Here is a 14,731-nt window from a genome sequence, read left to right as displayed (position 1 = left end):
CGTCATGAGAAAAAACATAGTAGCCGGAAACTGGAAAATGAATAATGATTTACCACAATCAGAAGCATTAATTTCAGATTTAAAAAAGCAAACAAAAACTTCTAATGCAGAGGTTATGATTGCGCCAACATTTACCAACTTATGGCATGCTTTTGAAGCTACAAGACATGACGATATCGAGGTTATTGCACAAAACATGCACTTCGCAGAAAATGGCGCATACACAGGAGAGGTAAGTGCAGACATGCTTAAAAGCGTAGGTGTCCAAACAGTAATTTTGGGTCACTCAGAGCGTCGTGCATATTTTAACGAAGACGATGTTATTTTAGCTAAAAAAGTAGACCAAGCCTTATCTAAAGACTTACGCGTAATTTTCTGTTTTGGAGAAGAACTTGCAGATCGTAAAGCAGCAAACCACGAAGCAGTAGTGGAAAGCCAAATCAAAAACGCACTGTTTCATTTAGACGCATCAGCATTCAAAAATATCGTGTTGGCTTATGAGCCTGTATGGGCAATCGGAACCGGAGAAACAGCAAGTCCAGAACAAGCACAAGACATGCACAAATTTATCCGTCAAACATTAGACGACAAATATGGTAACCAAGTGGCGGACGATATGACTATACTTTATGGAGGTAGTGTAAAACCAGCAAACGCCAAAGAAATTTTCTCAAAACCAGACGTAGATGGTGGATTAATTGGTGGAGCAGCCTTAAAAGCTGAAGATTTTTACGCAATCGTAAATGCCTTTTAAATAGCAACAAAAATTAAAATAATTTGGGCGTTACCACTAGGGTCGCGTCTTCCGTTATATCTTTTTTTGCCATATGTGGCAGCAAAAAAAGGATGCCACTACAACCGCTAACGCAGGCTAATCTGCAAAATACAGTACAAATTAAAATGTCAAATATTATTTACATAGGGTATTACTTTAAAGTGCAACCAATGCAACCAGGAACAGAAATTCTTATTGCAGAATTAGGTTACGCAGGATTTGAAAGCTTTGTAGAGACCGAAGAAGGAGTTACAGCATACATCCAAAAAGAAGAGTATTACGATACTATTTTGGACGATATCCAAATATTAAAGTCAGACGAGTTTGAAATCACATATACCTTTGACGAAATTGAGCAAACCAATTGGAACGAAGAGTGGGAGAAAAACTTTAACCCAATAGTAGTCGATGATCTGTGTGCAGTACGTGCACCATTCCATGACAAGTTTGATACAAAATACGATATTATCATCGAGCCAAAAATGAGTTTTGGAACAGGGCATCATGAAACCACACACATGATGATCCAGCATATTCTTAAAAACGATTTTGAAGGCAAGTCCGTTTTAGATATGGGATGCGGTACAGCTGTTTTAGCAATATTAGCAGAGATGAAAGGTGCAAATCCATTAGATGCTATAGATATTGATAATTGGTGCTACTTAAATAGCTTAGAAAACGTGGAGCGTAACAATTGTAAACATATTTCTGTTTATGAAGGGGAAGCAGCACTTTTAAAAGATAAAAAGTACGATACCATTATAGCAAACATTAATCGTAACATCTTATTAAACGACATTGCAACATATTCAAAATGTCTTGATGCAAAAGGCACCCTGTTTTTAAGTGGTTTTTACCAAGAAGACATCCCAATGATAGAAAAGGAGTGTAACGATAACCAACTTGTTTTAAAGGATACATTAACCAAAAATAATTGGGTTGCACTTAAGTTTGAGAAGCAGTAATATTATTCAGAATCATAATTATCGATTAAATACATAAAATTTTAACAATTTTATTAAAAATAAACAGGGTCCTGTGGTTAAAACCTCAGGATTCTTCTTTTTTAAACAATTATCTTTGACCTGATAATTATCTCACATAAGATTAATAGCAAAATATCCTTAAACTAACATTTTAAGATTGTGTGAAACATTTTACGTAAAGCAAACCATTTATTAATTTAAAATTCAACCAAAAATGAAGAAAATTAAATTTATGGCTTTAGCTAGCCTATGTTTTATTCTAGGATTACAATCATGTCAAAAAAATGAAGACACGATTATAGACGAGGAAGTTGCAGCAAGAGAAGTGTCTGCAGAGCTTTTAGCTAAATTGGCAAAAGCACAAATAAATACTGACAATGCTAAAATAGTAGACTTCATGCTTCCCGATGGTTCTACCAAAGAAATGATTGAAGTTGAGGGTGATCTTTTTATGAGCGAAGAGGATATCTTAAACTTAAATGAAGAGACTTCAGCAACAGATAGAAATTATCGTACAAATAATTTAGTATCTCAAGGTAAAACCATTACTATAATTGGATATACAGGAGGTAGTAATGCTTTATCAACTAAAGAAAGAACTGCTTTACAGTGGGCTGTTGATAATTATAATGCGCTAAGCGGAGTTTCAATTTCGTTTCAATTATCTTTTGGAACCAATTACCAGTCTAAAGATATGGTCGTGTATCATAACCCAAGTCAATCTGGTGCAGGTGGATCTGCAGGTTTTCCAAGTAATGGTAACCCTTATAAGTTTGTTCAAATTTATGGTTTAGATAACTATGATACTAATGTGGTAGAGCATGTTATTACTCATGAAATTGGTCATTCTGTAGGATTTAGACATACAGATTGGTTTAATAGAGCAAGTTGCGGTCAAAACCAAAATGAAGGAGCAGGATCTATTGGAGCAATAGATTTAGGCGGAAACAATCCAGAAACGTCTGTAATGTTAGCATGCTTTAGTAGTGGAGAAGATGGCGAGTTTGGTATAGACGATATTAATGCGCTTCAAATTATGTATTAAAACTTATATTAAATAAGTGATAAAAAGGCTTCTGTGACGACAGAAGTCTTTTTTTATATCCAATAATTTTTTACTTTTATAAAAAAAAACAGTACGTATGAGTACAAAAGAAAAAATTCAAGAAGAGCACGACGTTAGCACTTTAGAGCAGCCTAACAACGAAATTGTCGTTTATAATGATGACGTTAATACGTTTGATCACGTCATAGATACTTTAATTTATGCTTGTGACCATACACCAGAACAAGCAGAGCAATGTACAATTTTGGTACATTATAAAGGACAATGTACAGTTAAGACTGGCGCCTATATAGAATTGGAACCACGATGTACAATGTTACTGGAAGCAGGATTAAGTGCTGAAATAATCTAAAAAAAAGAGTCTTTATAAAAAGACTCTTTTTTTGTTGTAATTACTTTCCTTTGCACGTGTTTATTCCTAATACGGTATAAAGTGGACAAAAATTGATAAAGCTGGTTATTAAAAAAATTATTGCAATACCTATTAAAACGTAAGCTAGGGTTCCGGTAATAACATTTAGATAATACAATAGTACTATTATTACAGCAACTAATACTCTTAAGCTTTTATCCAAAGCTCCCATGTTTTTTTTCATAATAAATGGTGTTAAGTATTTAAATGTAAGTATAACGCATAAAAAAGCAAGCTGTAGTAGCTTGCTTTTTTTTCGTGACCTCGACAGGATTCAAACCTGTAACCTCTTGAGCCGTAATCAAGTGCGCTATTCAGTTGCGCCACGAGGCCTTTTTTTTGTGGGTGCAAATATATTGCTTTTTTATAATAACATCAAAACTTTTTGATGATTTAATTTAATTTAATGCGTTTTTTGTCACAAATACTTTCCATCCAAAAATAGCCATTTGTATTTTAGTGGCTTTACTTAGATCTAATTTTTGCTTTGTGTAACTTGGTAAAACAAGCTTATTAACCTTTGCTAAAAACTTAAATAGTGTTTTTTTCATAATTAAAATTTAAATTCAAAATTATTGCTTTAGTAGTAGTTAACCTAACAGACTTTAAGATTTAAAATAGTAAAACTTATTCTAGACTAAGTTTTACATTTTTTTGTTTAAAGTATAATCGATGTTATAATATCGATTACTAATTGGGCGATTGTTAGCATAATTTTAAGTTTAAGGGTTAATAATACCAATACTTTTCAGGATTGTTTTTTGAAGATATATTTTTTCAATATTATTCTCCAAACAAAAATGAATATATCTATACATTTGACTTTACTTATTAAAGTAAAAAAATGTTATTGATTTTAATATTTTAAATTATGCCTTAAATTTTGTTTTAATATGTAATAATAAATGCTGTTTGTAGTTTGTTTTTGATACAAATGTAGGGCGATTTTTAGTGTTGTATTTTTTTTCAAGGGGATTTTGATTCAGTAGTGATACCAAAAACGAGTTTCTATTATTTCTAATTATTATAAGGTTAATTAACTATTGTTTAAAAGCTCGGCTAATAATATCTATTATATTTGCTAAAAATAAATGCATGAAAAAAATTACTTTACTTTTTATTATTCTTATTTCGGCAATTGGGTATTCTCAAACTGTTGTTATTAATGAGTTGGATTCTGATACGCCTGGAATTGATGATCAAGAATTTATAGAGTTGTTGTCAAGTACGCCTAATTTTTCGTTAGAAGGCTACGTGTTGGTTTTATTTAATGGTTCTGCATCTGGAGGAGATTCAAGTTACTTTGCCTTAGATTTAGATGGTTACACAACAGATGTCAATGGTTTATTACTTATTGGTAGTACAACTGTTTCTCCATTTCCTCAGTTAATTATACCAGCTAATCTTATTCAAAATGGTGCAGATGCTGTGGCTGTATATTTAGGAAACGATACAGATTTTCCGGAAGGGACTTTAGCAACACAAACTAATTTAGTGGATGCAATGGTATATGATACTAGTGATGCGGATGATACAGGTCTAATGGCATTACTTGGTGTTACAGAACAATATAATGAGGGCTCTGGTAACAATACAAATTCAATTCAGCGTTTTGATGATGGATTAGGTAATCCAAATAGTATAACGTATGTTGCTACAACGCCAACACCTAGAGCTTTAAATGATGGAAGCGGAATTTTATTAAACGGAGTATTAACTTCTGTCACACAAACACAAGTTGATGAGGGTTCTGTTTTTGATATTACTTTTATTACTGAGCAAAATGTAGATTCTGATTTAACTATTGATTTTACTTTAAACAATGGAGGTTTTGATACTTCGGATTTTACAGGTAACACATCTGTTGTTATTCCGACTGGTCAAAATACTATAGTAACAACTATTACTTTAATTGATGATGTTTTAGATGAAGGTGATGAGGTTTTAAAAATAGTTATAGCCAATTTGCCTACGGTTTATATTGCGCTTAATAATAACTTAGAAGTGAGAGTTGTGGATAATGATTTTGTGGTAGCAGCTTTTGGTACACCTTTAAACCCAACTTATGGTATCGTGGCTAGTACTCAACCTGCTGGTTATTATGATGGTTTAGATGGCTTATCTGGAGTTGCTTTACAGCAAGCTTTGCAAGACATTGTTGCAGAAGAAGGTGTGGTTAAAGCGCAAACTTATTCTGATATAATAGATATTTTGGAAGCAGCAGACCAAAATCCTGCTAATAGTAATCAGGTTTGGCTAGTATACTCTGAAATTGGTCGTCCAAAGTTAGACTATCAGACAACATCTAATAATACAGGTACTTGGAATAGAGAACATACTTTTCCAAGGTCTTTAGCAGGTTACAATAGTATTGATTTAGATGATTTTAGAGATGGTAAAGATGTGTTTTGGAATACCACAGCAGATTCCCTACGTCATGGTAATAGTGATGGACACGCATTGCGTGCTGCAGATGGACCAGAAAACAGTTCTAGAGGAAATCAACACTACGGAGAATACAATGGACCTGCAGGTACAGCAGGAAGCTTTAAAGGTGATGTTGCTAGAAGTGTTTTGTATATGCAAATCCGATATAATGGATTAAGTGTTGTAAACGGTTATCCTAGCGTATCAGGTCAAATGGGTGATTTAGCGACGCTTTTAGATTGGCATAGAAACGATCCGCCAGATGATTTTGAAATGAACAGAAACAATGTGGTTTATGAATGGCAGGTAAATAGAAACCCTTTTATTGATCAACCTGATTTGGTTGAATATATTTGGGGAAATCAAGTTGGTAACACATGGAATCAGTCTTTAAGTGTTGCTGATTTTACGACAGAAACCTTAAAACTATATCCAAATCCCGTAACAGATAAATTATTTATTTCAGGAGAAGATCAAATGTATGATTTGTCAATTTTTTCTTCGGAAGGAAGAGCTGTTTTATCACAAACGGTTATTAATAATAGTTATATTGATTTAAAACTAGCAAGCGGTTTATATATGATTGTAATTGAAACTGAAGATAAACGTATTACAAAAAAAATAATTGTAGAATAGTATTTATACTAGACAATAAAAAGCCCAAACATATAGTTTGGGCTTTTTTATTAATAGATTTATTTGGTAACTTATTTTGAATTTATTTCTAATTCTCCAGTACCATCTAAATTTATTTCTATTGGACTTATTCCTTTATTAGACTGATAACTCGTTTTAGTTTTATTTCCTTTTTTGTCATTTGTTGAGATTTTAATTTTGATAATTTTATCCTTACTATTGCTTTTTATAGTTGAGAATTAGTTTTGCAAAAGTGTTTTCCGCTACAGCGAAAAAAATTAAGTCCTAATTCTTTTTGAAGATTTCAAAATGTATCTTCGCAAAAATTATATTATTATGAGTGTAGTGTATCTTATTTTAGGTTTTGTATTATTAGTAGTGGGAGGAGAGTTTTTGGTGCGATCATCTGTAGCCTTGTCCTTTAAGCTTAATATCTCTAAAATTGTAATTGGTATGACCGTTGTGTCCTTTGCGACATCTGCGCCAGAATTATTGGTTAGTTTGCAAGCAGCGTTAAAAGGGTCGCCTGCAATAGCTATTAATAATGTCGTGGGATCTAATATTGCTAATATAGGTTTGGTGCTTGGTATTACAGCAATTGTTGGTGCAATTGCGATAGATAAATCCTTTTATAAATTGACTTGGCCAGTAATGATGTTGTTTTCCATAGCATTATATTATTTTTTATGGAATGATAACCAATTAGTTGCTATGGAAGGTTTAGTGCTTTTTATTGGATTAATTGTTTTTATAGTTTATTTGATTAAAACACAAAAATCTACGGATGATTTAGAGGAAGTGGATGATGCATTAGCTGTGGTGTCTAACTTTAAAATTGGTATCTGGTTATTTATTGGTGCAGCAGCTTTGTATTTTGGTAGTGAATGGCTAGTTGAAGGTGCTACACAAATAGCTACAAGCTTAGGCGTTAGTGAAGCTGTAATTGGTGTAACTATGATTGCAATTGGTACAAGCGTGCCTGAGTTGGCAGCATCGGTTATTGCAGCAGCTAAAAAGGAAAAAGCAATCTCTTTAGGAAATTTAATTGGATCAAATATCTTTAATATTGGGTCTGTGCTGGGTTTAACATCTATGATAAAGACAATTCCTGTAACAGAATCTTTAATATTGTCTAGAGATATATTTTGGATGTTAATTTTTGCAGCTTTAGTGTTGGTGCTAGGATTGTTGCCTAAGCAGCATGAAATTGGAAAAATTAAAGGTTTTGGTTTAGTATTGATTTATGCAGTTTTTATAATATTAGTTTTTAGAGGGTAATTTAGTTTATCGTTTATATATAAAAAAAAACGCTTTCTAGTTATAGGAAGCGTTTTTTAATGGATTTAACTATGTAATCAATATTAATTAATATTAGCAGATTTTACAGTTTTAATAATACGACCTGCTATTTTGTATGGATCACCATTTGATGCTGGACGACGGTCTTCTAACCAACCTTTCCATCCTTTCTCTACAGTGATAATTGGAATACGTATCGATGCACCTCTATCAGATACACCATAACTAAAGTCATGGATTGATGCTGTTTCGTGATCTCCAGTTAAACGTTGGTCGTTAAACTCTCCGTAAACCGCAATGTGCTCTTTAACTACTGGTCTAAATGCTTCGCAAATTTTCTCGTAAGTTTCTTGGCTACCACATGTTCTTAAAACAGTGTTAGAGAAGTTAGCGTGCATACCAGAACCATTCCAATCCATGTCTTTACCTAATGGTTTTGGATGGTATTCAATATAATAACCATATTGTTCAGTTAATCTGTCAAGCAAATATCTTGCAATCCAGATTTCGTCTCCTGCTTTTTTAGCACCTTTAGCAAATAATTGAAATTCCCATTGTCCAGAAGCAACCTCTTGGTTAATTCCTTCAAAGTTTAGGCCAGCATCGATACATAAGTCTGCATGCTCTTCAACTAAATCTCTACCATGTGTATGTCTTCCGCCAACAGAGCAGTAATACATACCTTGTGGTGCAGGATAACCACCAATAGGGAAACCTAAAGGTAATTGTGTTTTGTTGTCCATGATAAAATATTCTTGCTCAAAACCAAACCAGAAATCTTCATCTTCATCTTCAATAGTGGCTCTACCATTAGATACATGTGGTGTGCCATCTGCATTTAAAACTTCTGTCATTACTAAATAACCATCTCTTCTTGCAGGATCTGGGTAAATTGCGACAGGTTTTAAAAGGCAATCAGAAGCGCCTCCTGAAGCCTGTTTAGTAGATGAACCATCAAAAGACCAAATTGGGCAGTCTTCTAATTTTCCACTAAAGTCATTTTCAACTTTAGTTTTACTTCTCATGTTTTGTGTTGGAAAGTATCCATCTAACCAGATGTATTCTAATTTAGATTTTTTCATGGTAAAAACTCATTTTAGTTATATGTTAAGGCAAATATAGAATAAAATTGAATTCACCTCTAAAAAAATATGGGTGTAATTAGTAATTTTATTAAAAGAATGTTAATAACCCTATTTTTTTTAGGGTATGACATTTTACAAGTGTTATTTTTTGTAAATTCGTAATTCAACTAATTAAAAAAAAGAATATGTCAACATTAAGATTTCATGCTATAAAAGAATCATTAAAACGACGTCCTGTTGTAATTGAAGAAAAACAACGACGCTCAGAAATTTTTGGAAGCAATGTTTTTAATGAGTCCACCATGCGTCAATATTTAACTAAAGAAGCTTTTGAAAGTGTTAGTGATGCTATTAAATTGGGAAAAAAAATTGATAGAATAGTTGCAGATCATATTTCTACAGGAATGAAAGAATGGGCTATCTCTAAAGGAGCAACGCATTACACACACTGGTTTCAGCCTTTAACAGGAGCAACAGCAGAAAAGCATGATGCTTTTTTTGAAACTATTGGAGGCGGATTAGCAATAGAGAAATTTGGAGGCGGACAATTAGTGCAACAAGAGCCTGATGCATCAAGTTTTCCTAATGGTGGAATAAGAAATACCTTTGAAGCTCGTGGTTATACAGCTTGGGACCCAACGTCTCCTGCTTTTATATATGGTACAACATTGTGTATTCCAACCGTTTTTGTGTCTTACACAGGAGAAGCTTTAGACTATAAAACGCCTTTGCTTAGAGCATTACAGGCTGTAGATAGTGCAGCTGTAGCAGTCTGCAAATACTTTGATAAAAATGTTAAAAAAGTAAATGCTTCTTTAGGTTGGGAGCAAGAGTATTTTTTAATAGATCGTGATTTGGCAATGTCTAGACCAGATATAGTGCAAACAGGTCGTACATTGTTAGGGCACTCTCCAGCTAAAGGACAACAGTTAGATGATCACTATTTTGGGACAATACCAAATCGTGCTATGGCTTTTATGAGAGATCTTGAAACGGAGTGCATGCTATTAGGTATTCCGGTAAAAACTAGACATAATGAGGTGGCACCTAATCAATTTGAATTAGCACCAATTTATGATGAAGCTAATTTGGCAGTCGACCATAATTCATTATTAATGGATGTGATGGACAAGATTTCAGACAGACATAATTTTAAAGTTCTATTTCACGAAAAACCTTTTGCAGGAGTCAATGGTTCTGGGAAGCATAACAATTGGAGTTTAAGTACAGATACTGGAGTTAATTTATTAGGACCAGGAAAAACACCTATGAGTAATCTTCAGTTTTTAACCTTTTTTATAAATACTATTAAAGCGGTACATGATAATGAAGAGCTGCTGCGTGCTGCAATTGCATCTGCAAGTAATGATCATCGTTTAGGAGCTAATGAGGCGCCTCCTGCTATTATATCTGTATTTATAGGAGATCAGTTAACTAAAACTTTAAATGAGTTAGAAAACGTAACGGATGGCAAATTGTCTCCAGAAGAAAAAACAGATTTAAAACTTAATGTTGTTGGTAAAATACCTGATGTATTGCTAGATAATACTGATCGTAATAGGACGTCTCCTTTTGCCTTTACAGGAAATAAATTCGAGTTTAGAGCGGTTGGATCTACTGCTAATTGTGCTAACCCAATGACGGTTTTAAATAGTATTGTTGCGAAACAATTAATAGACTTTAAAAAAGAGGTGGATACCTTAATAGAGAAAAAGGATATGAAAAAAGATGATGCTATCTTTAATATATTAAGAGAGTACATCAAAAAATCTAAAAACATATTATTTGAAGGTAATGGGTATGGTGAAGCTTGGGAGAAGGAAGCAGAAAAAAGAGGCTTAAGTAACAATAAAACGACACCAGAAGCATTAAAGGCTAAAGTGTCTATAAAAACTTTAGAGCTGTTTGAAGGTTTAGGTGTCATGAATAAAATTGAGTCTGAAGCGCGTTATGAAATTGAAATGGAAGAGTATGTACTTCGTGTGCAAATTGAAAGTCGTGTTATAGGTGATATTGCTCGTAACCATGTCGTACCTACAGCTGTTAGATATCAAAATATACTAATTAAAAATGTAAAAGGCTTAAAAGAGATCTATGGAGCAGATTTTAAAAAGTTTGCAAAAGAACAACTTAATTTAATAGAAGAAATTTCAGAGCATATTGCATCTATTAATTCTAACGTGACCAAAATGACTGAAGCGCGTAAAAAGTCTAATAAAGATGAAAATATAGAAACCAAAGCTAAAGCTTATTGTAACAAGGTTAAGCCTTTATTTGATGATATTAGATACCATTGTGATAAACTTGAATTGTTAGTTGATGATGAGTTGTGGCCTCTAACAAAGTATAGAGAGTTGTTGTTTACTAAATAAATGTATGAATATTTATAAAAAAAAGACTCAATTACTATTGAGGCTTTTTTTTATGCCTCTTAACCCTGTTCGTCCGATAAAATTACAATGTTATCGAATAGTTGGTTTAAAAACGCTGATTTTTATGGTATTACCATTTTTGAAAGCATTTAATATATATCTTTGAGATGCTATTAATCAATTTATATTCAAAATGAAAAAAGTCTTTTTCAGCGCAGCTGCGCTCATGTGTGGGACAATGTTATTCGCACAATCTAACGTAAGTGATGTCGATCAATCAGGTGTTTCCAACGATTCTGATGTGTTCCAACAAGGAGCAAACAATGATTCAGATGTCGATCAATATGGTTCTGTCCCAAGTAACCCAAACAGTGGTGAGGCAAACGATTCTGATGTCTTCCAATTAGGAGATTTAAACAAATCTAAAGTAAAACAAGCTGGAGATCGTAACCTTGGTGATGTGTATCAAGAAGGAAATAGAAACAATGCTAGGATAGATCAAGGTGTAAGTGCTGCAGAAGATAATTTTGCATACACAAATCAATTTGGTAACAGAAACAAATCGGTTCAAATCCAGCGTTATGATAATAATTTTGGAGATATTGATCAAGACGGAAACAGAAATGTAGGACGACAAAATCAAAATGCAGTACCTAATCAATCGGCAGGAAATACAGCTTATTTGACGCAAGCTGGAAACAGAAACTTTTCTAACCAAAAACAAACTGGAGGAGATAACTTTAGTGATGTAGATCAAATTGGTAATGATAACGAGTCTAGAGTATTTCAAGTAGGTATTAATAACTCTTCAATTGTAGATCAAATTGGTAATTTAAACGATTCTTATGTGTCTCAAGATGGAGATGATAATGTCGAGACTACAAGTCAAACAGGAAATAGTAATGTGGCTTCTACAATACAAGATGGTGATCAAAACGATTCTGCAACGTTGCAATTAGGTAACTCTAATAGTAGTATGGTAAGTCAAATTGGTCTTTCTCATTTAAGTGATGTTTATCAATCTGGTAATTTTAATGCAAGTACAGTTGATCAAGGAGGTAATACACATATGAGTGATGTAGATCAAATAGGTGATTCTAATATATCTATCGTTACTCAAAACGATTAATATTAAAAAAGTGTTATTTTAAAAAAGAGGGTTCTTTAAAGAATCCTCTTTTTTTTATGCCTATAAATTATATTGAAGTAATTATTGTAAGGTCAATAAAAAATTCTTCAACATATAATTTGAATTATTTATTCTCTTTAAATTTCTTTAAAATTATATTAGGAAGACTACAAAGGTTAAGGTGCGTTGTCTTACTACGGTTTTTTTGCTCTTTTTTTCTACGTAGTTATACGTATGTTCAAGTATATTAAGGGTTTAGCTTAATTTTTTAAGCTGTAAATCTTGTAGGAAAATTCTTTTAAAAACATGCGTTTTAACGTTTAAATATCGGTTGTTAACGAATATATAGTTAAAAACACTTGTTTTTTTGGTAATCAAATTTTAAGAGAGAATAAATTCTTTATCTTTGAATTGCTATTAATCAATATATATTTAAACATGAAAAAAGTATTTTTCAGCGCAGCTGCGCTAATGTGTGGAACAATGATGTTTGCACAAATGAACAACAGTTCAGTATTATCTCAAGGTAACAACAACACTTCATCAGTTACTCAAGCGGGATTAACAAATGATTCAGATGTAGATCAAGTTGGAGACGACAATGACTCTACTGTAGATCAAGACGGAACTTCAAATTTATCTGAAGTTAGACAAGCAAGTGGTTATGGACCTTTAAGAAATCGTAATATTAGTACTGTAGAACAAGATGGTACTACTAACGATTCTTTTGTTTGGCAAGATGGTGATGATAATTTATCTTCAATCGACCAAGATGGAACAAGTAATGATTCTTATGTAGATCAATGGGGAAACTTCAATGACAACACGGTTATTCAAGACGGTAACGATAACGATTCTGATGTTTACCAAGGATACAATGGTAATAATCACACTAGTTATGTATACCAAGTTGGTGATGATAATGGATCTTATGTATGGCAAGATGGAGATTCAAATATGTCTACAGTAAATCAAGGTGGAGATAGAAACGATTCTAGTGTCAATCAAGATGGTAACGACAATATTTCTAATGTCCTTCAAGGATTTGGAGGTAATGATAATGTTAGCATTGTAGATCAAGATGGAGATAACAACGACTCAAATGTAGATCAATGGGGCGATTTTAACGATAGTTATGTTAAGCAAGATGGTAACAATAACGATTCTGATGTTTTTCAAGGGTATCCTGGAAATTACAATACAAGTGATGTAGATCAAATTGGTGATGACAATACATCTTTTGTGTCTCAAGACGGAGGGAATAACACTTCAGATGTAGATCAAAATGGTAACTTAAATGGTTCTAACGTAGATCAGGATGGTTTCTTTAATAATAGTGCAGTTGCACAAAATGGAGATTCTAATGATTCTACTACGGATCAAATTGGTGATGCAAATGGGTCTACTCAAATCCAAACAGGAAATGATAATGAATCTTTTGTTTCTCAAATAGGTAATAATAATGGATCTTTTGTTTCTCAAGTTGGAGATTTAAATGATTCTGATGTTGCACAAGACGGAAACTTAAATAATAGTTCAGTTGCACAAAATGGTAACAATAACTCATCTGATGTAGACCAGGATGGTAACTCTAATGGATCTTCTGTGGCTCAAGCAGGTAATGATAATGTTTCAATTGTAGCACAAACAGGAGATTTTAACACAAGTACAGTTGCTCAATCTGGTGACTTGCATTTGTCTACAGTAGCACAATTAGGTAACTTTAACGTAAGTAATGTTACGCAAGCTGGTTTATCTCATACAAGTGACGTGTTTCAAGATGGAGACAGTAACAACAGTATCGTTACTCAGACTGGAAACTCTCATGTAAGTGATGTCGATCAAATTGGTAACAACAATTCATCTACTGTAACTCAAATGGACTAAGTAGTTGTCTTTTATAAAATAGATTATTTACTAAAATAATTATAAGGTATAAGAGCATTAATTTGCTCTTATACTTTTTATAACAGATTTATTTTATAACTTACATGTAGTAACACAGTTAAAACATAAGACTATGAAAACAATATTTAAAATTTTAATAGTTGCCTTAATTCTTATATCTAGTAATATTCTTACTGCTCAAACTTTTGAAGCTCAAGAAGATAGTCAGTTGTCTGGTTTTGATACACAGGCGTCAGAAGAAAACTTTTTACTTAATCAAAGCGCTGCAAATCTAAATTCAACTTCATCAAATAACGCCATTTTTATTGCCCAAATAGGAGATAATAATGAAGCGGTAAGTGTCACAAGATCTACACAAAGTAATATTAATATAATCCAAAACGGTAACGATAACCTTACTGTATTAGATATTAATAGTACTAAACTTGTTGAAACGGTAATACAAAATGGAGATAATAATACAGTTTTTGATTACAGTCCTTTTAAAACAGATATAAAAAACACAACGATTAATCAAACTGGGAATAACCAAAATTTAACCATGTTTGGATCAAATTCTTTATCAGAAAAAATTAAAGTTTCTATGCAAGGACAAGACCAATCAATCATAATTAGAAATTTTTAAAAAATAAGCCA

The 14,731-nt window shown here is 32.7% G+C and carries 13 protein-coding genes and 1 tRNA gene; 10 read left to right on the top strand and 4 right to left on the bottom strand.

The annotated features are described in order from the left end of the window. Nucleotides 1-4: 4 nt before the first annotated feature. The 4 genes from tpiA (at nt 5) to V6251_RS14255 (ending at nt 3,179) form a co-directional block, all read left to right on the top strand. Nucleotides 5-754, top strand: a complete 750-nt coding sequence (gene tpiA / locus V6251_RS14270) for a triose-phosphate isomerase (protein WP_341588855.1) — start codon at nt 5-7, stop codon at nt 752-754. Nucleotides 755-900: 146 nt separating this feature from the next. Beyond that, nucleotides 901-1,740 carry a 50S ribosomal protein L11 methyltransferase gene (gene prmA, locus V6251_RS14265; protein ID WP_341588854.1) on the top strand — a complete coding sequence of 280 codons (840 nt, stop codon included), beginning with the start codon at nt 901-903 and terminating at the stop codon, nt 1,738-1,740. Nucleotides 1,741-1,975: 235 nt separating this feature from the next. Continuing rightward, entirely contained in the window at nt 1,976-2,806 is an 831-nt protein-coding gene (locus tag V6251_RS14260; RefSeq protein ID WP_341588853.1) for a M57 family metalloprotease, read from the top strand. Between the two features lie 97 nt (nt 2,807-2,903). Next, nucleotides 2,904-3,179 (top strand): ATP-dependent Clp protease adaptor ClpS, encoded by a 276-nt coding sequence (locus tag V6251_RS14255; protein WP_341588852.1) that lies wholly within the window; start codon nt 2,904-2,906, stop codon nt 3,177-3,179. A gap of 40 nt (nt 3,180-3,219) precedes the next feature. Here V6251_RS14255 and V6251_RS14250 read toward each other — a convergent pair whose 3' ends face one another. The 3 genes from V6251_RS14250 to V6251_RS14240 form a co-directional block, all read right to left on the bottom strand. Then, the gene (locus V6251_RS14250) at nt 3,220-3,411 is read right to left on the bottom strand and encodes a YgaP family membrane protein (RefSeq protein ID WP_341588869.1); all 192 of its coding nucleotides are present in this window, start codon (nt 3,409-3,411) and stop codon (nt 3,220-3,222) included. An 87-nt stretch (nt 3,412-3,498) separates the two neighbouring features. After that, nucleotides 3,499-3,572: transfer RNA gene (locus tag V6251_RS14245), tRNA-Arg, on the bottom strand. Nucleotides 3,573-3,637: 65 nt separating this feature from the next. Next, nucleotides 3,638-3,790, bottom strand: a complete 153-nt coding sequence (locus V6251_RS14240; RefSeq protein WP_028282671.1) for a hypothetical protein — start codon at nt 3,788-3,790, stop codon at nt 3,638-3,640. 544 nt (nt 3,791-4,334) lie between these two features. Between V6251_RS14240 and V6251_RS14235 the strand changes: the two genes are divergently transcribed. Beyond that, entirely contained in the window at nt 4,335-6,302 is a 1,968-nt protein-coding gene (locus V6251_RS14235; protein WP_341588851.1) for an endonuclease, read from the top strand. Nucleotides 6,303-6,638: 336 nt separating this feature from the next. After that, entirely contained in the window at nt 6,639-7,580 is a 942-nt protein-coding gene (locus tag V6251_RS14230) for a calcium/sodium antiporter (RefSeq protein WP_341588850.1), read from the top strand. Nucleotides 7,581-7,663: 83 nt separating this feature from the next. On the opposite strand, the gene V6251_RS14225 is transcribed toward V6251_RS14230, so the two are convergent. Beyond that, nucleotides 7,664-8,683, bottom strand: a complete 1,020-nt coding sequence (locus V6251_RS14225; protein ID WP_341588849.1) for a glutamine synthetase beta-grasp domain-containing protein — start codon at nt 8,681-8,683, stop codon at nt 7,664-7,666. Nucleotides 8,684-8,871: 188 nt separating this feature from the next. Between V6251_RS14225 and V6251_RS14220 the strand changes: the two genes are divergently transcribed. From V6251_RS14220 to V6251_RS14205, 4 genes are all read left to right on the top strand, one after another. Continuing rightward, nucleotides 8,872-11,058, top strand: coding sequence for a glutamine synthetase III family protein (locus tag V6251_RS14220; RefSeq protein WP_341588848.1), 2,187 nt, complete (start codon nt 8,872-8,874; stop codon nt 11,056-11,058). A 193-nt stretch (nt 11,059-11,251) separates the two neighbouring features. Then, nucleotides 11,252-12,187: a hypothetical protein gene (locus V6251_RS14215; RefSeq protein ID WP_341588847.1), complete on the top strand. Its 936-nt coding sequence runs from the start codon at nt 11,252-11,254 to the stop codon at nt 12,185-12,187. A 438-nt stretch (nt 12,188-12,625) separates the two neighbouring features. Next, complete coding sequence (locus V6251_RS14210) at nt 12,626-14,074, top strand: hypothetical protein (RefSeq protein WP_341588846.1); 1,449 nt, start codon at nt 12,626-12,628, stop codon at nt 14,072-14,074. Between the two features lie 133 nt (nt 14,075-14,207). Next, entirely contained in the window at nt 14,208-14,720 is a 513-nt protein-coding gene (locus tag V6251_RS14205) for a hypothetical protein (protein WP_341588845.1), read from the top strand. Nucleotides 14,721-14,731: the final 11 nt, after the last annotated feature.

It is taken from the genome of Olleya sp. Ti.3.14 (genome assembly GCF_038154885.1).
Taxonomy (GTDB): Bacteria; Bacteroidota; Bacteroidia; order Flavobacteriales; family Flavobacteriaceae; genus Olleya.
Note: the sequence above shows the minus strand (reverse complement) of the source record. Positions and strands in the feature narration are given on the sequence as shown.